Here is a 20352-nt window from a genome sequence, read left to right on the forward strand (position 1 = left end):
TGCCTCACGCGTCCCACGGGTGTCGCCCCGTTGTCCACAGCGGGACAGTTGTCCACAGGCCCGGACCGGGCTCCGCCGCATGGCGTACGGTGCGGCGCATGGCAAGTGTGCTCGTGGTCGAGGACGACCAGTTCGTGCGCTCCGCCCTCATCCGGCATCTGACCGACGCCGCGCACACCGTGCGCAGTGTCGGCACCGCCCTCGAGGCGCTGCGCGAGGTCGCCCATTTCCGTTTCGACGTGGTCATCCTGGACCTCGGACTGCCCGATCTGGACGGGTCCGAGGCCCTGAAGATGCTGCGCGGGATCACCGACGTCCCTGTGATCATTGCCACCGCCCGCGACGACGAGACGGAGGTCGTCCGGCTGCTGAACGCGGGCGCGGACGACTACCTGACCAAGCCCTTCTCCGTGGAGCACCTCTCCGCCCGGATGGCGGCCGTACTGCGCCGGTCCCGGGCCGGCGCGGGGGAGGCGCAGCCGGAGTCCGTGCTCCGCGTCGGCGGCCTCACCGTCGACCCCTTGCGCCGCCAGGCCGAGCTGGACGGCGTGCGGCTCGACCTCACCCGCCGCGAGTTCGACCTGCTCGCCTTCCTGGCCGGACGGCCCGGTGTCGTCGTCCCCCGCAAGGAACTGCTCGCGGAGGTGTGGCAGCAGTCCTACGGCGACGACCAGACCATCGACGTGCACCTGTCCTGGCTCCGGCGCAAGCTCGGCGAGACCGCCGCGAGCCCGCGCTATCTGCACACCCTGCGGGGGGTCGGCGTGAAGCTGGAGCCACCGGCGCACGGGGGGCCGCCGCGATGAGATGGGCGCTGGTCAAGGTCTCGCTCGCGGTCACCACCATGGTCGTGCTCGCCTTCGCGGTGCCGCTCGGACTCGTCATCAAGGAGATGGCCCGCGACCGCGCCTTCTCCAACGCCGAGCGGGAGGCCGCCGCGGTCGCCCCCGCCCTGTCCATCACCACCGACCGCGACCAGCTCGAACGGGTCGTGGCCTCGGCCGGCTCGGAGGCGGAGATGGCCGTGCACATCCCCGCGGCCGACCGGGCCGAGGCCGTCGACATCGGCCGGCAGCGCGCCGCGGACGACGACATCGCGACCGTACGGCGGCTCGGCCGCGCCTCCACCACCGAGGTGCCCGGCGGCTCCACCCTGCTCCAGCCGGTCGCCATCAGCTCCGGTGAGATCGCCGTGGTGGAGGTGTACGTCCCCGAGGCCGAGGTCAGCAACGGCGTCTCGACGGCCTGGGCGGTCCTGGCCGCCGTCGGTGTCGCCCTGATCGTCGGCTCGGTCGCCGTCGCCGACCGGCTCGGCGTCCGGATGGTGCAGCCCGCCCAGCGGCTCGTCGAGGGCGCCCACGAACTCGGGGAGGGCAAGCTCGGCGCCCGGGTGCCGGAGGAGGGACCGAACGAACTGCGGCTCGCCGCGGCCGCGTTCAACTCCATGGCCGACCAGGTCGTCCAACTGCTGGCCAACGAAAGGGAGCTGGCGGCCGATCTGTCGCACCGGCTGCGCACCCCGCTGACCGTGCTGCGCCTCAACGCCGCCTCCCTCGGCGACGGTCCGGCCGCCGAGCAGACCCGGGCCGCCGTCGCCCAGCTGGAGCGCGAGGTCGACACCATCATCCGGACCGCGCGGGAGGCCAAGCCGCAGACGGCGGCCGCCGGTCCCGGCGCCGGCTGCGACGCGGCCGAGGTGGTGCGCGAGCGGATGACGTTCTGGTCGGCGCTGGCCGAGGACGAGGGCCGCAAGGTGCGGGTGGCCGGAGTCGACCGGCCGGTGCGCATACCCGTCGCCCGACCCGATCTCGCCGCGGCCCTGGACGCCCTGCTCGGCAACGTCTTCCGGCACACCGCCGAGGGCACCGCCTTCGCGGTCGACCTGCACAACGGCGAGGACGCCGTGATCGTGCTCGTCTCCGACGCCGGCCCCGGCATATCCGACCCGGAGGCGGCCATGGCCCGCGGCCGGGGCTCGGGCAGCGCCGGGTCGACCGGGCTCGGGCTGGACATCGTGCGCCGGCTCGCGGAGTCCACGGGCGGCGATGTGCGGATCGGCTCGTCGGTGCTCGGCGGGACCGAGGTGCGGATCTGGATCCAGCTGGACGGACGGGCGCCCGAGCGCCGGGGACACCGGGTGCGCAGGCGCCGCAGCGGCCGACTGGTCTCGACCTTTAACCGGCCCCGATCCCTTCCTTAAGCGCACCCTAAGATCCCCAACCCCCGTCCCGAACAGGCTGTTTGCCCGATTCGACCTCGCTAGCGTGCTGCCGCACCCCCACCCCCGTGAGCAGCGAAAGCAGGCAGGCGATGAGCACGCACCGGCGCAAGGTCAGCGGCAGGAACAAGGCGATAGGCGGCGTCGTCGCCGCGGCCGTGGTCGGTGGCGGCGCCGTCTTCCTCACCGGCACCGCGCAGGCGGCCGGGGTGGGCGCCGCGTACACCAGGACCAGTGACTGGTCGACCGGCTACACCGCGCAGTACGTCGTGACCAACGACAGCGGCTCGGCGAAGACGGACTGGACACTCCGGTTCGACCTGCCCGCGGGCGCCAGGCTCAGCTCGCTGTGGAACGCCGAGTCCAGCGTCAGCGGCTCCCGCGTCACCGTGAAGCCCGCGGCCTGGGACAAGGACGGCCTCAAGGCCGGCGAGTCCGTCACCGTCGGCTTCGTCGTCAACGGCTCCGGCGACCCGACCGGCTGTGTCGTCGACGGCGTCAAGTGCTCGGCCGACGAGGGCGCGACCCCGGAGCCGACCGGCCGTCCGACGCAGACGGCCACCCCGACCCAGAGCCCGACCCCCACCCCCACGACCACCGCCACCGAGACCGCCACGGCCACCCCCAGGCCCACGGAGTCCACCGGCACCGGTACCCCCACGAACGCCGGCTTCGCCCCCTACGTCGACACCTCCCTCTACCCCGCCTTCGACCTCGTCGGCACCGCCGAGGCCACCGGCGTGAAGGACTACAACCTCGCCTTCGTCACCGACGGCGGCGGCTGCACCCCCAAGTGGGGCGGGGTGTCCGACCTGGCCAGCGACGCGGTGGCCGCGCAGATCGGCGCCCTGCGCGCCAAGGGCGGCGACGTCCGCGTCTCCTTCGGCGGCGCGGCGGGCAACGAGCTGGCCACGACCTGCTCCTCGGCGGACGCGCTGGTGACGGCGTACGACAAGGTCGTGAAGGCCTACGACCTCACCAAGGTCGACTTCGACGTCGAGGGCGGCGCGCTGCCCGACGCCGCGGCCAACACCCGCCGCGCCCAGGCCATCGCCGAGCTCCAGAAGCGGCACCCCGGCCTGAACGTCTCCTTCACCCTCCCGGTGATGCCCGAGGGCCTCACCCAGCCCGGCGTGGACCTGTTGGCCGACGCCAGGAAGAACGGCGTGAGGATCGACGCCGTCAACATCATGGCGATGGACTACGGCCCGGCGTACAGCGGCGACATGGGCACCTACGCCGAGCAGGCGGCCACCGCCACCCAGGCCCAGATCAAGGGTGTCCTCGGCCTGTCCGACAGCGCCGCCTGGAAGACCGTCGCGGTCACCCCGATGATCGGCGTCAACGACGTCGTCACGGAGATCTTCAAGGTCGAGGACGCCACCCAGCTCGTGAACTTCGCCAAGTCCAAGGGGATCGGCTGGCTGTCCATGTGGTCCGCGACCCGCGACAAGGCCTGCCCCGGCGGCCCGAAGCCCGCGGCGGACGCCACGTGCAGCTCCGTGGACCAGGACAAGAACGCCTTCGCCAAGGCCTTCGCGGCCTACAACTGACCCGGGTCACGGGCCCGGCACCGACCGGAGCCCACCGCTGACCCACGCGACCCACGGGGGCGCGCCCCGGCCGGTCTTCCCCCCATCCGGCCGGGGCGCGGCACGTCCCCTCCACGCGCCGCGCCCCGCCCCCCGCTAGAGCGACTCCACTCCCGGCAGCGCCCCCGTCCGAGCCGCCTGCCCGTACCAGAGGGCACTCGACTTCGGTGTCCGCTGCAGGGTCGTGTAGTCGACGTACACCGCGCCGAAGCGCTTGTCGTAGCCGTAGGACCACTCGAAGTTGTCCATCAGCGACCACAGGTAGTAGCCGCGCACATCGGCGCCGTCCTCGATGGCCCGGCGGACCGCCGAGAGGTGGCCGTGCAGGTAGGCGATCCGCTCGGGGTCGTGGACCTGGCCGTCCGGGTCGGGCTTGTCGTCGTAGGCGGCGCCGTTCTCCGTCACGTACAGCGGCAGCCCCGGAGCCTCCTGGGCGTAGCGCATGATCAGGTCGTGCAGGCCGGTCGGGTCGATCGTCCAGCCCATCTCCGTACGGTCGCCGGGGGTCTGGTGGAAGGTCACGTCCTCCGAACCCGGCCACGGGCTGTACGCGCTGACCCCGTGGCCGTCCGCGCGCGGGCCCGTCGGCGTCGCGGCGGCGGCCGACACCAGCGTCGGGGTGTAGTAGTTGAGGCCCAGCGCGTCCAACGGCTGGTTTATCAGGGCCAGATCACCGTCCTGGACGTACGACCAGTCCGTCACCGACTCCGTCGCCGTGAACAGCGACTGCGGGTAGGCGCCGTGCAGCAGCGGGCCGTGGAAGACGCCGTTGGCCAGATCGTCGATCCGCTGCCGGGCCGCCAGGTCCTCCGGGTCGTCGGAGAACGCCCGGACCACCGCGGAGTTCAGGCTCACCGCGACGGAGTTGCGGGCCGGCATCACCGAGCGCAGGGCCGTCGCCCCCAGACCGTGCGCGAGGTTCAGGTGGTGTGCGGCGCGCAGGGAGGCCGCCGGGTCGGTACGGCCGGGCGCGTGCACCCCCGAGGCGTACCCCAGGAAGGCGCTGCACCACGGCTCGTTGAGGGTGATCCACTGCTCCACCCGGTCGCCGAGTGCCTCGCCGACGATCTGCGCGTACTCGGCGAACCGGTACGCCGTGTCCCGCTCGGGCCAGCCGCCCGCGTCCTCCAGCTCCTGCGGCAGATCCCAGTGGTAGAGCGTGACCGCCGGCTTGATGCCGTGCGCCAGCAGCTCGTCCACCAGACTCCGGTAGAAGTCCAGGCCCCGCTGGACCGCCGGACCCCGGCCGGTCGGCTGCACCCGCGACCAGGAGACCGAGAAGCGGTACGCGGTCAGGCCCAGCTCGGCCATGAGCGCCACGTCCTCGCGGAAGCGGTGGTAGTGGTCGACAGCGATGTCACCGGTCTCACCACCGGCGGTCTTGCCCGGCGTATGGCTGAAGGTGTCCCAGATCGACGGGGTGCGGCCGTCCTCCCGCACCGCCCCCTCGATCTGGTACGCGGAGGTCGCGGCGCCCCAGAGGAAGGCGGGAGGAAAGGTCACCGGGGTCCCCGGCTGTGCGGAATCAGGCATGGAAGCGCTCCCATTGGAGGTCGTCAGGACCGAGTAGGGGGATGGGGAGGGAGGAGAGAGGAGGGGCCGGAGCGGCGATGACCCGGCCCCTGGAAGACGAGTGCGGGCGTCAGCCCTTGACCGCGCCCTGCATGATGCCGCCCACGATCTGCTTGCCGAAGATCGCGAAGACGATCAGCAGCGGCAGGGTGCCGAGCAGCGCGCCCGCCATGATCAGGGACTGGTCCGGGGTATAGCCGCGGCCCAGTCCCGCCACCGCCACCTGCACGGTCGGGTTGCCGTTCTGGGTGAGCACCAGGAACGGCCACAGGAAGTCGTTCCAGGTCTGCACGAACATCAGCATCCCGAGCACGGCCATCGCGGGCCGGGCCGCCGGGAACACCACGTGCCACACCACACGCCAACTGCTCGCCCCGTCCACCCGGGCCGCCTCGATGATCTCGTCCGGCAGCGCCTGGAGCAGGTACTGCCGCATGAAGAACACCCCGAAGGCGCTCACCAGCGACGGCAGGATCACCGCCTGGAGCTGGTCGGACCAGTCGAGCTCGGCGACCATCATGTACAGCGGGATCACACTGAGCTGCGGCGGCACCATCATCGTGCCGATCACGATCAGCATCAGCGCGTTACGGCCCTTGAACTTCAGCTTGGCGAAGGCGAACCCGGCGATCGTCGACAGGAACACGATCGTCGCCGCCGACACCCCCGCCACGAACGTGGTGTTGATGAACGCCTCGCCCAGGTTGGCGTCGTTCCAGGCGAGATCGAGGTTGTCGAAGAGGTTCGAGCCGAACCAGAACGGCGGAGGCGTCTCCGCCAGCCGCTGGTTGTCGCGGGACGCGGCGATCGCCGTCCACACCAGCGGGAACAGCGAGCCGATCGTGAACAGCGCGAGAATGACGTACGCGATCGGTCCCGCGTGCATCTGCCCGCCGGCCCGGGCCGACTTGGGGCGCCGTACCCGCTTGGGCTTCTCCGGCGCCGGGGTCAGTGTCGTCGTCACGGCCGGTCTCCTAACTACTGGCGCGCAGCCGGCGCGAGATGACGTAGTTGACGATCCCGACCACGATGAGGATCAGGAACATCGTCCAGGCGATGGCGGAGGCACGGCCCAGATGCTGGTTGACCCAGCCCTGCTCGTACAGATACAGGCCGAGCGTCTGGAACTGGTGCTGGGATCCGCCCGAGGCACCCTTGTTCGCGTCGAACAGCAGCGGCTCGCCGAACAGCTGGGAGGCGCCGATGGTCGACACGACGACGGTGAACAGGATCGTCGGGCGCAGCGAGGGCAGCGTGACATGGAAGAACTGCTGCCAGCGGCTCGCCCCGTCCAGCGCCGCCGACTCGTACAGATCCTGCGGGATCGCCTGCATCGCGGCCAGGTAGATCAGCGCGTTGTACCCGGTCCAGCGCCAGATCACGATCGTGGAGACGGCGACCTGGGAGGCCCACTTGTCGTTCTGCCAGTCGATGTGGTCGACACCGACCGCGCCCAGCGCCCAGTTGATCATGCCGTAGTCGCGGCCGAAGAGCAGCACGAAGACCAGCGAGGCGGCGGCGATCGAGGTGGCGTACGGCGCGAGCATGGCGACCCGGTAGAACGTCGACGCCCGCAGCTTGTAGTTGAGGATGTGCGCGATGCCCATCGCCATCAGCAGCTGCGGAACGGTCGAGATGATGCCGATGGTCAGCGTGTTCTCGGCCGCGTTCCAGAAGAAGTCGTCGTCGAAGATCCGGGTGTAGTTGCGCAGGCCGACCCACTCCATGTCGGTCGGCGCGGTCAGCTCCACCTGGTGCAGCGAGGCCCAGCCCGTGTAGATCAGCGGGAACAGGCCGAAGGCCAGGAACAGCAGGAAGAACGGGGAGACGAAGGCGTACGGACTCCAGCGCACGTCCCGCTGCCAGCGGCGGGACAGCCGGGACCGGCGCCGCCGCTCCTGCTCGGTGACCGGACCGCCGCCGGACGGGCGGGCCGGGGCCGCGCCCCCCTCCTTGGAGGGGGACGCGGCGGCGGTGTCGTGCCCAGTGGTCATACGGGTCACTGGTCCAGGGCGTTGTCGATGGTCTTGACGGCGTTGTCCCATGCCTCCTTGGGCGACTTGCCCTGGGTCACGAGGACCACGCCGTTGTCGGTCAGACCCTGCTGGATGATCTGGTCCTTCGGGCCGATCGTCTGGACCGGGATGTTCTCCGCGGCCTCGGCGAAGATCGTGCCGATCGGCGCGTCACCGGTCATGTCGTTCTTCGCGCCGGTCACCTCGGACGACTCGTACGCCGCCGGGGTGCTCGGGAAGCTGCCCTGCACGCCGAAGAGCTTGGCCTGCTGCTCCGGAGCGGTCAGCCAGGCGGCCAGCTTCGCCGCCTCCTCCGTGTTCTTGCCGGACTTGGGCACGGTCAGGAACGAGCCGCCCCAGTTGCCGGACTTGGGCGCCTGGGCGATGTCCCACTTGCCGGCCGCGTCGGGCTTGGACTTGCCCTTGATGTAGCCGAGCATCCACGGCGGGCAGGACATCGCGGCGAACTTGGAGTTGGCGATCGTGGTGTCCCAGGCGGGCTGGAACTGCGTCTGGTTGCCGATCAGTCCGGCCTCGGCGGCCTCCGCGGTGAGGTCGAAGGCGGACTTCACGGCCGGGTTGGTCTTGTAGATGACCTCGCCGGAGGAGTCGTAGAAGCGCTCCTCCTCACTGCTGAGGATCGCCTGGAGCATGCCGCCGGGGGAGTCCAGGAAGGTGGTGCCCTTGGGGCCCTTGGCCTTGTAGTCCTTGCCGACCTCGACGAACTTGTTCCAGTCACCGGCCCACAGCTGGCCGACCTCCTCGCGGTCGGTGGGCAGTCCGGCCTTCTCGAAGAGGTCCTTGCGGTAGCAGATGGCCATCGGGCCGACGTCGGTGCCGACACCGATCGTCTCACCGCCCTCGGTGGTGGCCTGCTGCCACTTCCACTCCAGGTAGTCGCTCTTCTTGCCGTACTTCGACAGGTCGAGCAGCTTGTCCGACTGGGTCTGGACGATCTCGGCGATGTTGCCGACCTCGACCATCTGGATGTCCTGGAGGCCGCTGTTGGTGGTGAGGTGGTTGAGGAGCGCGGGGTAGTAGTTCTCGTTGCGCTCGACGACCGTCTGCTGGATGTCGATGTTCGGGTGGAGCTTCTCGTACTCCTTGTACAGACCGGACTCCTCGAATCCGGCGGTGCCGAACAGCCCGAGGGTGATCTTGATCTTGCCGCCACCGCCGTCCGACGACGAGCTGTCGTCGCCGTCGTCGCCGTCGTCGGCACAGCCGGCCAGCAGCCCGGCGCCCAGCGACGCCACCGCCGCGAGGACAACCGCCTTACGGCGGATTCGGGTACGTGCTCGCATTGCGTCCTCCTGTTGCCCTGACGTGCCGACCCCCCGGCCAACTGCACTGTTGGGCCCGTTAGTTCTCGCTGCGGCTCGGGCGGGGAACGTGCGGGATGTGTATGTGTCAGGTACTGTGGGAGCGCTCCCACAAGTGATGTGTTGAAGAGTCGTCGGTCCGGGCGGGGGTGTCAAGGGCATGGGAGCGGAGAGATGCGTTCAGTTATCGGGACGTTAACTGGATCGGTTTCGGCGCCCGGTGGCGCCCATGGTGCCGACCGCTGGACGGTCACTTTGTCGGACGGGACTGTTAAATTCCAGGCCAGTGACAGTCCGGCCGGCGACGGGGCAGGCCAGAGACAGGACACGGGGAAAGGCGGGGCCCATGGCAAGCCACGGAGCGCGGGGGCGGAGTGGCGGGCGTCCCACGCTCGAAGAGGTCGCCGCTCGTGCCGGTGTCGGCCGCGGCACCGTGTCCCGGGTGATCAACGGCTCGCCCCGGGTCAGTGACGCCACCCGCGCGGCGGTGGAGGCGGCCGTCGCGGAGCTGGGTTACGTCCCGAACACGGCCGCCCGCGCCCTCGCCGCCAACCGCACCGACGCCATCGCCCTGGTCGTCCCCGAGCCGGAGACCCGTTTCTTCTCCGAGCCGTACTTCTCGGACATGCTGAAGGGCGTCGGCGCCGAACTGTCCGACACCGAGATGCAGTTGCTGCTGATCTTCGCGGGCAGCGACCGGGAGCGGCGCCGGCTCGCGCAGTACCTCGCCGCGCACCGGGTCGACGGGGTCCTGCTGGTCTCGGTGCACGCCGACGACCCGCTGCCCGATCTCCTCGCCCAACTGGAGATCCCGGCCGTCATCAGCGGCCCGAGGTCCGCCGCGGAGACGCTCACCTCGGTGGACTCCGACAACTACGGCGGTGCCCGCCAGGCCGTGGAGCACCTGCTGTCCCGGGGCCGCCGCGAGATAGCCCACATCACCGGCCGCCTCGACGTGTACGGCGCCCAGCGCCGCGTCGACGGCTATCGCGAGGCCCTGAAGGACGCGGGGCGCGTGGTGCACGAGGGGCTGATCGAGCCGGGCGACTTCACCGAGGAGGGCGGCCGCCGAGCGATGACGGCCCTGCTGGAGCGCCATCCCGGGCTGGACGCTGTCTTCGCGGGCTCGGACGTGATGGCGGCGGGCGCCCGTCAGGTGCTGCGCGAGCGGGGCCGCCGTATCCCCGAGGACGTGGCGCTCGTCGGCTACGACGACTCAGCGATCGCCCGCCACATGGAGCCGCCGCTGACCAGCGTGCGGCAGCCCATCGAGGAGATGGGCCGCCGGATGATCGACCTCCTGCTGGAGGAGATCGCCGACCGCCGTCCGGCGGTGTCCCGGGGGCTGGAGCGCCGGCAGGTGGTGCTGGCCACGGAACTGGAGGAGCGGGCGTCGTCCTGAGGCCCCGGGGGCCGGGCGGTCAGCGGTGCCAGCCCCTGCGCGGTCGCCGCGCGGGACGTTCCGTGTGGTGGGTGATCAGCCAGGCGGCGCCGAGCAGGACCAGGCCCGTCAGCCAGACCACGATCACCAGCCAGGTGTCGATCGCGCTGCCGGCCTCCTCGGCGTTCGGGCAGACCTCGCCGACGCAGGTGGGGTCGTCCCCCTCGGCGGCGTCCAGGGCGACCACCAGCCACAGCAGCATGGCCAGGTTGAAGGCCAGGATCAGCCACGTCAGCAGCCGCCATCGATGAACACCGTGCGACCCCATGGCGAGCCTCCCAGTCCGATGACCGGCTCATAAGCCGACGATACGCCCCACCTGCGGTTACGGCCTGAGGCGCCAGCGGATCTCGCCGTCCTGCCACTCCTCGGTCGGGGCGAGTCCCGCGGCCCGCGCGACGGCGGCGGAGGCCGCGTGGTCCGGGTGGACGTGGGCGACGACCGTGGGGACGGTGAGGTGTCCGACCAGCGCGCGTGCCGCCTCCGAGGCCAGGCCGCGGCCCTGCCACCGGGTGCCGACGATCCAGGCGACCTCGGCGGCCTCGGCGGTGACGGTGGCCTGGACGGTGCCCACCAGGCACCCCTTGGCGCGCAGCCGCAGCACCCAGTTGCACCAGGTGACCTCCGGGTCCGGGGAACCGGCGACGAGCCGCTCGTAGCGGGCGCGCAGCGCCGGAGGGGTCTCGGGGAAGCCGCCGATGAAGTCGTGCAGTGCCGCATCGCCCAGCACGGCGGCCATCTCGTCGGCGTGCTCGACGCGCAGCGGCAGCAGGTCGAGGCGGTCGGTGCGCAGTGGCTCGGTCATTCCGGGAGCGTACGCGCGGGTCCCGGAAACGCATTCAGCCGGTGACCTTCGTGAGAAGGTCACCGGCTGAACTCAGGGTGAGTGACGGGACTCGAACCCGCGGCATCCTGGACCACAACCAGGTGCTCTACCAGCTGAGCTACACCCACCATGACCGGCGGTTTCCCTGGTGGTTCACCGACCGGCCGAGAAAAAGTGTACAGGGTCCGAAGGGGTGCTCGCGCCCGCCTTTCGCGGGGCCCTGTCCCGGGGCCCCGCGTACCGCTACTGAGCAGGCAGGACGTGCTTTGCGGCGATGGCCTTGGCGGTCTCGGAGTCCGGCCCCGGCTGGGGGACGAACACGGCCTCGCGGTAGTAGCGCAGTTCGGCGATGGACTCGCGGATGTCGGCGAGGGCGCGGTGGTTGCCGTTCTTCTCGGGGCTGTTGAAGTACGCCCGCGGGTACCAGCGGCGCGCCAGCTCCTTGATCGAGGAGACGTCGACGATGCGGTAGTGGAGGTAGTCCTCCAGCGTCGGCATGTCCCGCAGCAGGAAGCCGCGGTCGGTGCCGACGGAGTTGCCGCACAGCGGGGCCTTGCCGGGTTCCTTCACGTGTTCCCGTACGTACGCCAGGACCTGGGCCTCGGCGTCCGCCAGCGTCGTACCGCCGGCGAGCTCGTCGAGCAGACCGGACGCGGTGTGCATCTGACGCACCACGTCCGGCATCGTCTCCAGGGCCGCGTCCGGCGGCCGGATGACGATGTCCACACCGTCGCCGAGGATGTTCAGCTCGGAGTCGGTGACGAGGGCGGCAACCTCGATGAGCGCGTCGTCGGACAGCGAGAGGCCGGTCATCTCGCAGTCGATCCACACCATGCGATCGTTCATGCGACCACCCTAAAGCTGACATGAACTTTTGTGTCGCCCCGTGTCAGCTCGGGGCCCACGGCGAAACGCCGGACGGGCTGGTCCTGCCCGTCCGGCGTTCTCGAGGTCCGTCAGCTCACGACCCGCTGCGCTGTCCCGGCAGGGTGGCGCGCGCGATGTACGCCTCGCGGCCGTTGTCCGCCGCGGCCGCGGCCAGGGCCTGGCCCACCGAGCTGGTCGCCGGGGTACGGCGGGCCTGGAGCGGGACCGGGCCGGGGTCCGGGTGGAGCGTGGGCGCCGGGCCGGGTGCGGTGTCGGCGTCCACCGGCGGCCGCTCGCCCTGGGGGCGGCGGGCCCGGTACGCGGCCCGGTACGCCGCCGGGGACGACCCGAGCTGGCGGCGGAAGTGACCGCGCAGCGCGACGGGGGAGCGGAAGCCGCAGCGGCCCGCCACCTCGTCCACCGAGTAGTCCGACGTCTCCAGCAGGCGCTGCGCCTGGAGGACCCGCTGGGTGATCAGCCACTGCAGCGGGGCCGAACCGGTCAGCGAGCGGAAGCGGCGGTCGAAGGTGCGGCGCGACATGTACGCCCGTGCCGCCAGCGTCTCCACGTCGAACTGTTCGTGGAGGTGCTCCAGCGCCCAGGCGACGACCTCGGCGAGCGGGTCGGCGCCGATCTCCTCTGGTAAAGAGCGGTCCAGGTAGCGCTCCTGGCCTCCCGTCCGGCGCGGGGGGACGACCAGTCGGCGGGCCAGCGCGCCGGCCGCCTCGTTGCCGTGGTCCGTCCGCACGATGTGGAGACAGAGGTCGATCCCCGCGGCCGTACCGGCCGAGGTCAGGACGTCTCCGTCGTCCACGAACAGCTCTCGTGGATCCACGTGCACCGACGGGTAGCGCTTGGCCAGCGTCGGCGCGTACATCCAGTGGGTCGTCGCGGGGCGCCCGTCCAGCAGGCCGGCCGCGGCGAGGACGAAGGCGCCGGTGCACAGTCCTACGATGCGGGCGCCCTCCTCGTGTGCCCGGCGCAGCGCGTCGAGCGCTTCCTCGGGCGGTGGTGAGGTGATCGAGCGCCAGGCCGGTACGACGACCGTCCCCGCGCGTGAGATCGCCTCCAGGCCATGTGGCGCGCTGAGTTCCAGGCCGCCCGTGGTGCGCAGCGGGCCTTCCTCACCCGCGCACACCAACAGGCGGTAGCGCGGTACGCCGGCGTCCTGGCGGTCGATTCCGAACACCGACAGCGGTATGGAACTCTCGAAGATGGGGCCGCCGCTGAACAGCAGCACCGCGACGATCTCCTTGCGGCGTCGCCCGGAGAGTTTCCGGGCCGCGGTTTCCGGCGCGGCAGTGGAGTCGTGGCTCATACTGCTAAGCCCCCCTCGGTGGTCGCGGCTCCTCGGTTGTGTCGCTCCTGCACGTTTCCCCTCGGTCCTGCACGAGTCCCCCGCCGTAGACAGTCAAGATCGAATCTACTGTGTCGCGTCGCGCCGCAGTGGCCGGTTCACCACTCGGCGCATTGTCGACTTGGCAACTTGGCGTGAAGCATTCGATCACGAAGCGTTGCACTCCCGGGCGGTGCAGGGAAGTGCGCCTTGTCGCAGTGGCCAATCCGCGTAGGGTGCGCGACACCCCCGAGACCCTTTTCGTGCAGGTCGAACGGGGGTTGGGGGGTGGTTCGGGCAAGAGATGCGTGGTTCCCAGAAGTTGGCTGAAAAGAAGCGTCTGAGGGCATGAAAACCGGTCAGCCGCCCGGTGTATTTCCCCCGGAGTGACGTCCGCCTCGTCGGGAGCCCGTGCCGGTGCGGTGCCGGCGCCCGCGAGGGGGCGCGGGGGAGGCGGGTTCCTCGGCGAGCAGTCGGGCCGCGCCGCGCTCGGACCGGCGCAGCAGGACCCGGCACACCGCGGTGACGGCGGCGAGGCCCAGGGCGGTGCCGGCGGCGCCGGCGAGTGAGGTGCCGTACCCGAGGAGAACGACGGGGACGAGGACGCAGCAGAAGGCCGCCCAGCGGACCACGTCGGTGGTGGTGTCCGTCTCCTGGGGGTGCTGTCCGGACATGCGTGCTCCCGGTGTCGGTGGCTCACCTGTTCAACGCGTCTTCGTGCGGTCGGTCACTGTGCGGCCGTACGAGGGCCGCCGGGCCGCCGTATGTGAATCCTGTACGAACCGCCTGTACAGCGCAGCAACCATTGCGTTACGGGCGCACCCTCGTGCATGCTCCCTGGAACCCCCGCGGAGCACATCGCGGGATCTGGGCTAAGGAGGCGTGCCGCCGTACCCTTGGGGGTATGGGGTTGGGAAGATGATTCCCGGACACAGCTCCGACCGCACTCTCTGTCGTCCCACCCACACAAGGATCACAACGCCGAGACAGCCATGGCCGGTCACGAATTCTTCGAACCCGCGGACCGCAAGCGGCCCGTCGCCGACCCCGCGGCGGCCGAGCCCCTGGCGGCGGAAGAGCCACGTCATTCCTGCGACCCCGCCTTCAAGCACGGCGTCGTGGTCGGCTTCGACGGCTCCACCTCCAGTGAGCGCGCCCTCGCCTACGCCATCGGCATGGCCCACCGTTCCGGGTCCGGCCTGATCATCGTGCATGTCGCCAACCGGCTGCCCACCACCGTCTGGGCCGGCTGCGAGCCGCCGGTCTTCGTGGACGTTCCCGATCACCGCACCGAGGTGCTGGGCCTGGAGCTCGCCTGCGCGGACTATCTGGCCGAGGTGCCGTGGATCCTCGTCGAGCGCGGCGGTGACATCTGCCACGAGCTCGAGGAGGTCGGCCGCGAGTACGAAGCGGACGCGATCGTGGTGGGCTCCACGCACGGCATCGTCGGCCGGATCTTCGGCTCCGTCGCGGGGCGGCTCGCCAAGCGGGCGCAGCGGCCCGTCGTCGTCATTCCGTAACTCGCCTTCGCCCCAGGTGAGATGCGCCGTCGGCGTGCTCGCCCCGCTCTCTCCGCCGCATAAATCTACCGACGCGTAGAGGTGTTTGTGCCTTTGTGAAGGGCATATATCGCTCACCGCACAACTGCACATGCACGAAGGGAGCCCGCCGTGGACAACGACGTCTCCGCGGGAAGCGGAATCACTACCGTGGTCGGCCGACTCGCCCTGGGAGTCACCCTGTTGGCCTTCGGGCTGGGGCACACCGAAGTGATCGACGGCGTATCGGCCGCTGACGCCGTGTCAATCGCCCAGTACGTGGGTGGAGTTGCCCTCTTCGTCGCCGGTCTGATGGCCTTCAGGGACCGCGACAACGCTTCCGGTACGGCCTTCGCGGCGCTCGGCGCGCTGTGGTTCACGTGGGCCGTGTCCGCGGACGCGCAGGTCTCCGCGAACGCCGCCGGACTGTTCCTGCTGCTCTTCGCCCTGGTGGCGCTGTCGCTCACGCTCGCCGGAGGGGACCAACTCGGGCAGGGCGCGTACGGGTTGTTCTTCGTCGCTCTTCTTCTGCTGTCCATCGCGATGTTCGCCGAGAACGACGGGCCGGCGAAGGTCGGTGGGTGGTTCGCCGTGGCCGCGGGGGCGGTGGCCTGGTATGCCGCCACCGCGGCTCTGGCCCACTGGCCGACCTCGGTTCCGCGGCGCACTGCCGGTAGGGGCGTGACGGCCACCGGGTAGCTGCGCAGGCGCCGGGGAGTTGGGCGTCCCCGGTGTGGTGAAGGCCCCCCGCGTGAAGGGTGGCATCACGTGGGGGGCCTTCTTGTTGTGTGGCCTCTGCGGGTCGTGGGGGTTGCTCGCGCGGTTCCCCGCGCCCCTGACGGGGCGCTCCTACTCCACCGTCACCGACTTCGCGAGGTTCCGCGGCTTGTCGATGTCACGGCCCAGGGTCAGGGCCGTGTGATAGGCGAGGAGTTGGAGCGGGATGCCCATCAGGATGGGGTCCAGCTCGTCCTCGTTCTTCGGGACGACGATCGTCTGGTCGGCCTTCTCCTGGTCCTGGTGGGCCACCGCGAGGATCTTGCCGCTGCGGGCCTTGATCTCCTCCATGGCGGCGCGGTTCTTCTCCAGGAGGTCGTCGTCGGGGACGATCGCCACGGTGGGGAGGGCCGGCTCGATCAGGGCCAGGGGGCCGTGCTTCAGCTCGGAGGCGGGGTAGGCCTCCGCGTGGATGTAGGAGACTTCCTTGAGCTTCAGGGAGGCCTCGCGGGCGACCGGGTAGCCCCGGACGCGGCCGATGAAGAGCATCGAGCGGGCCTCGGCGTACTCCTGGGCCAGCTTCTTGATCTCCTCCTCCTGCTCCAGCATCTCGGCGATCTGGGCGGGGAGCTTGCGCAGGCCCTCGATGATCCGCTTGCCGTCGCGGACCGAGAGGTCGCGGGTGCGGCCGAGGTGGAGGGCGAGCAGCGCGAAGGCGACCGTGGTGTTCGTGAAGCACTTCGTCGAGACGACGCAGACCTCCGGACCCGCGTGGACGTAGATGCCGCCGTCCGCCTCGCGGGCGATCGCGGAGCCGACCACGTTCACGATGCCGAGGACCCGCGCGCCCTTGCGCTTCAGCTCCTGGACGGCCGCGAGGACGTCGTACGTCTCACCGGACTGGGAGACCGCGATGTACAGGGTGTCGGGGTCCACGACCGCGTTGCGGTAGCGGAACTCGGAGGCCGGCTCGGCGTCCGCGGGAATGCGGGCCAGCTCCTCGATCATCTGGGCGCCGATCATGCCCGCGTGGTACGAGGTGCCGCAGCCGAGGATCTTCACGCGGCGGATCCGGCGTGCCTCGCGGGCGTCCAGGTTGAGGCCGCCGAGGTGCACGGTGGAGAAGCGGTCGTCGATCCGGCCGCGCAGCACGCGGTCCACGGCCTCGGCCTGCTCGTGGATCTCCTTGTGCATGTACGTGTCGTGGCCGCCCATGTCGTAGGAGGCGGCCTCCCACTCGACGGTGGTGGGCTCCGACGTGGTGCGGGTGCCCTCCGTCGTGTAGGTGCGGAAGTCGTCGGCCTTGAGGGTGGCCATCTCGCCGTCGTCGAGAGTCACTATCTGCCGCGTGTGGGCGACCAGGGCGGCGATGTCCGAGGCGACGAACATCTCCTTCTCACCGATGCCGAGGACGACCGGGGAGCCGTTGCGGGCGACCACGATGCGGTCCGGGAAGTCGGCGTGCAGGACGGCGATGCCGTACGTGCCCTCGATGACGCGCAGCGTCTCGCGGACCTTGTCCTCCAGCTTCTCCGCCTGGGACCGGGCGATGAGGTGGACGAGGACCTCGGTGTCGGTCTCGGAGAGGAACTCGACGCCGTCCGCCTCCAGCTTGCGGCGCAGGTCGGAGGCGTTGTCGATGATGCCGTTGTGGACGACGGCGACCTTGCCCTCGGCGTCCAGGTGCGGGTGGGCGTTGACGTCGGAGGGAGCGCCGTGGGTGGCCCAGCGGGTGTGGGCGATGCCGGTGGTGCCCTTGAAGCGCGCCGGGACCTTGGCCTCCAGGTCACGGACCCGGCCCTTGGCCTTGACCATCTTCAGGGCCGGCGCCTTGGGGGAGGAGACGACCACACCGGCCGAGTCGTAGCCGCGGTACTCCAGCCGCTGGAGGCCCTCCAGCAGCAGGGGCGCCACGTCACGCTTGCCGATGTATCCGACGATTCCGCACATGTATACAGATATCCCTAGCCGTAGACGATCCGGCGCAGCTGCCGGAGCGAGAGCTCCGGCGGGGCCACCGCCCGGTATTGCAGGTCCGCCTCGATCCGATCGAAGATCGCCGTGTTCACCAGGCCCTGGGCCTGGAGCTCGCGGTGGCGGCGACGGACGAACTCCTCGGTCGTCTCGTCGAAGTAGGCGAGCACGTCCTGGATCACGCGCAGTGCCTCGCCCCGGCTGAGGGGCGTGGACCGCGTCAGGTGATCTACAAGTTCGTCGTGCACCCGGTAGATCCTGGGGTACCGAAGACTCTTTCGCAAGAATCCTGCCCGATTTCGGGCAAGGGCGTGTCAAAAGCCTGTGAGCCGCCCGCTCACATCCGCTTCAGGATCGCCTGTTTGGCGAGGGTGAACTCCTCCTCCGTCAGGACGCCCGTGCGGTGCAGCTCGCCCAGCTCCCGCAGCCGGCGCAGCAGCGCGTCGTGGTCGTCCTCGGCGGCGGAGGCGGCGGCGAGCTGCCGGGGTTCGTCCGGCTCCGGCTGTCGTACGTCGTCGGCGGCGGCCGCCGGGTGCGGGAGCCGGGCCTGGACGGCCGCCGCGACCAGGGCCATCAGCGGGTCCTTCTTGAAGCCCCACAGCTCCACGGCGTTGGGGTCGTACTTGGGCGGGGCCTTGGTCGGGGCGTTGCGGACGGTGAAGCGGAGGTGGCCGTTCTCCAGGCCCGCGGCCGGATGCCACTCGACGCCGGTGATGTCCGTGAGGGCCAGCGAGCGGGCCCCGGCGGCGGCCTTGGCGTCCTCCGTCTTCCAGTTCCACTCCAGCCGGATCCGCTCCCCGTCGAAGCTCGCGGTGCCGTCCCCGGCGGAGACCGACAGCGGCACGGCCGGGCCCGGCACGAGGTACTCGAAGACGGGGTCGGCCGGGACCTCGTCCAGCAGGAGGGCGTTGCGGACCTCGTCGGTGAAGTACTCGGCGACGCCGTAACGGCCGGGTTCGACGATCAGCTGGTAGGGGTCGTGGGGCTCGGTGAGCCGGCCGCCGGTGGCGTGCAGCAGCGGGTCGGCGCCGTCGCGCATCCGCAGCCGCAGCCGCCCGGTCTTCTTGCCCTGCTCGAAGGAGATCCCCGCCAACGCGCCCAGCGGAACGACCAGTTCACCCAGCGTCTTGCGGAACAGGCTGACGTTCTTGTCCCGTCCGGGAGTCAGTCGCAGTGCGTCGCCGTCGAAGACCCACGTGCCGTCCTTCTGGATGATTTCCGCCATGGGGTGGATTGTTCCACCTCACTCACGAGAGAGTGGTCCAGACCTTTTTGGGGCTCCATGGCTCATGGAAGGGACACGCTTGTGAGACACAGCCGTGTGAGACAGCACCGCGGAACGCTCCGCCTGCTCGGTTCCCTGCTGCTGGTCGCGATGGCCGCCTCCTCCGTCACGGGGGCCGCCCCCGCCCGGGCGGAGACGCCCACCCCGCTCGACCGGGTCGTCCCCGCGCCCGCCTCGGTCGACCCGGGCGGATCCCCCTACCGGATCACCCGCGACACGCGCATCCGCGTCGACGCGAACGGCGAGGTCCGGCGCGTCGGCCAGTACCTCGCGGACCTTCTCCGCCCCGCGACCGGCTACCGGCTGCCGGTCGCCACCCACGGTTCCGGCATCCGACTGCGCCTGGCCAAGGGCCCGTTCGGCGCCGAGGGCTACCGACTCGACAGCGGCCGCAAGGGCGTCACCATCACGGCCGCGGGGCCCGCCGGGCTCTTCCACGGCGTCCAGACACTGCGGCAGCTGCTGCCCGCCGCCGTGGAGAAGGACTCCGTGCAGCCCGGGCCCTGGCTGGTCGCGGGCGGCACGATCAAGGACAGCCCGCGCTACGGCTGGCGCGGCGCGATGCTCGACGTCTCCCGGCACTTCTTCGGCGTCGACCAGGTCAAGCGGTACATCGACCAGTTGGCGCTGTACAAGTTCAACAAGCTGCATCTGCACCTCAGCGACGACCAGGGCTGGCGCATCGCCATCGACTCCTGGCCGCGCCTCGCCACCTACGGCGGCTCGACCCAGGTCGGCGGCGGCCCCGGCGGCTACTACACCAAGGACGACTACCGGGAGATCGTCCGCTACGCGGCCTCCCGCCACCTGGAGGTCGTCCCCGAGATCGACCTGCCGGGCCACACCAACGCGGCGCTGGCCTCGTACGCCGAGCTGAACTGCGACGGAGTGGCCCCGCCGCTCTACACCGGCACGGAGGTCGGCTTCAGCTCGCTGTGCGTGCCGAAGGACATCACGTACGACTTCGTGGACGACGTGATCCGGGAACTGGCCGCGCTCACGCCGGGCCGGTATCTGCACATCGGCGGCGACGAGGCGCACTCCACCAGCCACGAGGACTACGTGAAGTTCATGGACCGGGTGCAGCCGATCGTGGCGAAGTACGGCAAGACCGTGGTCGGCTGGCACCAGCTGACCGGGGCGCATCCCGCGCCGGGGGCCGTCGCGCAGTACTGGGGGCTCGACGGTACGAGCGCGGCGGAGAAGGCGCGGGTCGCCGAGGCGGCGCGCAACGGCACCGGGCTGGTGCTGTCGCCTGCGGACCGGGTCTACCTCGATATGAAGTACGACGAGAAGACGCCGCTGGGGCTGTCCTGGGCGGGGTACGTCGATGTGAAGCGGTCCTACGACTGGGATCCCGGGAGCTACCTCCCCGGGGCGCCCGCTTCGGCGGTGCGGGGTGTCGAGGCGCCGCTGTGGAGCGAGACCCTGGAGACCTCCGAGCACATCGAGTACATGGCGTTCCCGAGGGCCGCGGGGGTGGCCGAGCTGGGGTGGTCGCCGGCCTCGACGCACGACTGGGAGGGGTACAAGGTACGGCTGGCGGCCCAGGGGCCGCGCTGGGAGGCCATGGGGGTCGGCTACCACCGGGCTCCGCAGGTGCCTTGGCCCGCTGAGTAGAGACGGCGAAAAGGCAGAGACGGCGAAAG

The 20352-nt window shown here is 70.7% G+C and carries 19 protein-coding genes and 1 tRNA gene; 7 read left to right on the forward strand and 13 right to left on the reverse strand.

Going from position 1 to position 20352, the window contains the following annotated elements; all coding sequences use genetic code 11:
* Positions 1–98: 98 nt before the first annotated feature.
* The 3 genes from ACWDRW_RS08270 (at position 99) to ACWDRW_RS08280 (ending at position 3771) form a co-directional block, all read left to right on the forward strand.
* Positions 99–806 (forward strand): response regulator transcription factor, encoded by a 708-nt coding sequence (locus tag ACWDRW_RS08270; protein ID WP_451721485.1) that lies wholly within the window; start codon positions 99–101, stop codon positions 804–806.
* Positions 803–2200: a sensor histidine kinase gene (locus ACWDRW_RS08275; protein ID WP_451721486.1), complete on the forward strand. Its 1398-nt coding sequence runs from the start codon at positions 803–805 to the stop codon at positions 2198–2200. The genes ACWDRW_RS08270 and ACWDRW_RS08275 overlap by 4 nt, the downstream gene beginning before the upstream one ends.
* Positions 2201–2310: 110 nt before the next feature.
* Positions 2311–3771 (forward strand): glycoside hydrolase family 18 protein, encoded by a 1461-nt coding sequence (locus ACWDRW_RS08280; RefSeq protein WP_451721487.1) that lies wholly within the window; start codon positions 2311–2313, stop codon positions 3769–3771.
* 135 nt (positions 3772–3906) lie between these two features.
* Here the strand turns inward: ACWDRW_RS08280 and ACWDRW_RS08285 are convergent, their stop codons facing one another.
* From ACWDRW_RS08285 to ACWDRW_RS08300, 4 genes are all read right to left on the reverse strand, one after another.
* Complete coding sequence (locus tag ACWDRW_RS08285; protein ID WP_451721488.1) at positions 3907–5343, reverse strand: GH1 family beta-glucosidase; 1437 nt, start codon at positions 5341–5343, stop codon at positions 3907–3909.
* Positions 5344–5452: 109 nt separating this feature from the next.
* On the reverse strand, positions 5453–6346 hold the full coding sequence (locus ACWDRW_RS08290) for a carbohydrate ABC transporter permease (RefSeq protein WP_451721489.1): 894 nt from the start codon (positions 6344–6346) through the stop codon (positions 5453–5455).
* Between the two features lie 10 nt (positions 6347–6356).
* On the reverse strand, positions 6357–7376 hold the full coding sequence (locus tag ACWDRW_RS08295) for a carbohydrate ABC transporter permease (RefSeq protein ID WP_451721490.1): 1020 nt from the start codon (positions 7374–7376) through the stop codon (positions 6357–6359).
* 5 nt (positions 7377–7381) lie between these two features.
* Positions 7382–8701, reverse strand: coding sequence for an ABC transporter substrate-binding protein (locus ACWDRW_RS08300; RefSeq protein WP_451721491.1), 1320 nt, complete (start codon positions 8699–8701; stop codon positions 7382–7384).
* A 364-nt stretch (positions 8702–9065) separates the two neighbouring features.
* Here ACWDRW_RS08300 and ACWDRW_RS08305 point away from each other — a divergent pair, with 364 nt between their 5' ends.
* The gene (locus ACWDRW_RS08305; protein ID WP_451721492.1) at positions 9066–10121 is read left to right on the forward strand and encodes a LacI family DNA-binding transcriptional regulator; all 1056 of its coding nucleotides are present in this window, start codon (positions 9066–9068) and stop codon (positions 10119–10121) included.
* Between the two features lie 19 nt (positions 10122–10140).
* Here the strand turns inward: ACWDRW_RS08305 and ACWDRW_RS08310 are convergent, their stop codons facing one another.
* The 6 genes from ACWDRW_RS08310 to ACWDRW_RS08335 all read right to left on the reverse strand — a co-directional run bounded on the left by ACWDRW_RS08310 (position 10141) and on the right by ACWDRW_RS08335 (position 13863).
* Positions 10141–10428: a hypothetical protein gene (locus tag ACWDRW_RS08310; RefSeq protein WP_451721493.1), complete on the reverse strand. Its 288-nt coding sequence runs from the start codon at positions 10426–10428 to the stop codon at positions 10141–10143.
* Positions 10429–10485: 57 nt separating this feature from the next.
* Complete coding sequence (locus ACWDRW_RS08315) at positions 10486–10965, reverse strand: GNAT family N-acetyltransferase (RefSeq protein ID WP_451721494.1); 480 nt, start codon at positions 10963–10965, stop codon at positions 10486–10488.
* A gap of 76 nt (positions 10966–11041) precedes the next feature.
* Positions 11042–11114: transfer RNA gene (locus ACWDRW_RS08320), tRNA-His, on the reverse strand.
* Between the two features lie 115 nt (positions 11115–11229).
* A complete protein-coding gene (gene orn / locus ACWDRW_RS08325; RefSeq protein ID WP_451721495.1) occupies positions 11230–11832 on the reverse strand; it encodes an oligoribonuclease in 603 nt (200 codons plus the stop codon).
* A gap of 115 nt (positions 11833–11947) precedes the next feature.
* Positions 11948–13171, reverse strand: coding sequence for a helix-turn-helix domain-containing protein (locus tag ACWDRW_RS08330; RefSeq protein WP_451721496.1), 1224 nt, complete (start codon positions 13169–13171; stop codon positions 11948–11950).
* 377 nt (positions 13172–13548) lie between these two features.
* Positions 13549–13863 carry a hypothetical protein gene (locus ACWDRW_RS08335; RefSeq protein WP_451721497.1) on the reverse strand — a complete coding sequence of 105 codons (315 nt, stop codon included), beginning with the start codon at positions 13861–13863 and terminating at the stop codon, positions 13549–13551.
* Between the two features lie 318 nt (positions 13864–14181).
* On the opposite strand from ACWDRW_RS08335, the gene ACWDRW_RS08340 reads away from it, so the two are divergent.
* Together ACWDRW_RS08340 and ACWDRW_RS08345 are read left to right on the forward strand one after the other, a co-directional pair.
* Positions 14182–14709 carry a universal stress protein gene (locus ACWDRW_RS08340; protein WP_451721498.1) on the forward strand — a complete coding sequence of 176 codons (528 nt, stop codon included), beginning with the start codon at positions 14182–14184 and terminating at the stop codon, positions 14707–14709.
* A 150-nt stretch (positions 14710–14859) separates the two neighbouring features.
* A complete protein-coding gene (locus ACWDRW_RS08345; RefSeq protein WP_451721499.1) occupies positions 14860–15426 on the forward strand; it encodes a GPR1/FUN34/YaaH family transporter in 567 nt (188 codons plus the stop codon).
* A gap of 150 nt (positions 15427–15576) precedes the next feature.
* Here ACWDRW_RS08345 and glmS read toward each other — a convergent pair whose 3' ends face one another.
* The 3 genes from glmS to ACWDRW_RS08360 all read right to left on the reverse strand — a co-directional run bounded on the left by glmS (position 15577) and on the right by ACWDRW_RS08360 (position 18643).
* Positions 15577–17394: a glutamine--fructose-6-phosphate transaminase (isomerizing) gene (gene glmS, locus ACWDRW_RS08350; RefSeq protein ID WP_451721500.1), complete on the reverse strand. Its 1818-nt coding sequence runs from the start codon at positions 17392–17394 to the stop codon at positions 15577–15579.
* A gap of 14 nt (positions 17395–17408) precedes the next feature.
* Entirely contained in the window at positions 17409–17666 is a 258-nt protein-coding gene (locus ACWDRW_RS08355; RefSeq protein ID WP_451721501.1) for a hypothetical protein, read from the reverse strand.
* Positions 17667–17755: 89 nt separating this feature from the next.
* Entirely contained in the window at positions 17756–18643 is an 888-nt protein-coding gene (locus ACWDRW_RS08360) for a DUF4429 domain-containing protein (protein ID WP_451721502.1), read from the reverse strand.
* Positions 18644–18739: 96 nt separating this feature from the next.
* Here ACWDRW_RS08360 and ACWDRW_RS08365 point away from each other — a divergent pair, with 96 nt between their 5' ends.
* Positions 18740–20323, forward strand: a complete 1584-nt coding sequence (locus tag ACWDRW_RS08365) for a beta-N-acetylhexosaminidase (protein WP_451721503.1) — start codon at positions 18740–18742, stop codon at positions 20321–20323.
* The last annotated feature ends 29 nt before the right edge of the window (positions 20324–20352 follow it).

It is taken from the genome of Streptomyces sp. NPDC003635, assembly GCF_053587635.1.

Coding starts and splice junctions, on each gene's coding strand:
- ACWDRW_RS08270 (WP_451721485.1), top strand. CDS start 99: ATGGCAAGTGTGCTCGTGGTCGAGGACGACCAGTTCGTGCGCTCCGCC.
- ACWDRW_RS08275 (WP_451721486.1), top strand. CDS start 803: ATGAGATGGGCGCTGGTCAAGGTCTCGCTCGCGGTCACCACCATGGTC.
- ACWDRW_RS08280 (WP_451721487.1), top strand. CDS start 2,311: ATGAGCACGCACCGGCGCAAGGTCAGCGGCAGGAACAAGGCGATAGGC.
- ACWDRW_RS08285 (WP_451721488.1), bottom strand. CDS start 5,343: ATGCCTGATTCCGCACAGCCGGGGACCCCGGTGACCTTTCCTCCCGCC.
- ACWDRW_RS08295 (WP_451721490.1), bottom strand. CDS start 7,376: ATGACCACTGGGCACGACACCGCCGCCGCGTCCCCCTCCAAGGAGGGG.
- ACWDRW_RS08300 (WP_451721491.1), bottom strand. CDS start 8,701: ATGCGAGCACGTACCCGAATCCGCCGTAAGGCGGTTGTCCTCGCGGCG.
- ACWDRW_RS08305 (WP_451721492.1), top strand. CDS start 9,066: ATGGCAAGCCACGGAGCGCGGGGGCGGAGTGGCGGGCGTCCCACGCTC.
- ACWDRW_RS08310 (WP_451721493.1), bottom strand. CDS start 10,428: ATGGGGTCGCACGGTGTTCATCGATGGCGGCTGCTGACGTGGCTGATC.
- ACWDRW_RS08315 (WP_451721494.1), bottom strand. CDS start 10,965: ATGACCGAGCCACTGCGCACCGACCGCCTCGACCTGCTGCCGCTGCGC.
- orn (WP_451721495.1), bottom strand. CDS start 11,832: ATGAACGATCGCATGGTGTGGATCGACTGCGAGATGACCGGCCTCTCG.
- ACWDRW_RS08330 (WP_451721496.1), bottom strand. CDS start 13,171: ATGAGCCACGACTCCACTGCCGCGCCGGAAACCGCGGCCCGGAAACTC.
- ACWDRW_RS08335 (WP_451721497.1), bottom strand. CDS start 13,863: ATGTCCGGACAGCACCCCCAGGAGACGGACACCACCACCGACGTGGTC.
- ACWDRW_RS08340 (WP_451721498.1), top strand. CDS start 14,182: ATGGCCGGTCACGAATTCTTCGAACCCGCGGACCGCAAGCGGCCCGTC.
- glmS (WP_451721500.1), bottom strand. CDS start 17,394: ATGTGCGGAATCGTCGGATACATCGGCAAGCGTGACGTGGCGCCCCTG.
- ACWDRW_RS08360 (WP_451721502.1), bottom strand. CDS start 18,643: ATGGCGGAAATCATCCAGAAGGACGGCACGTGGGTCTTCGACGGCGAC.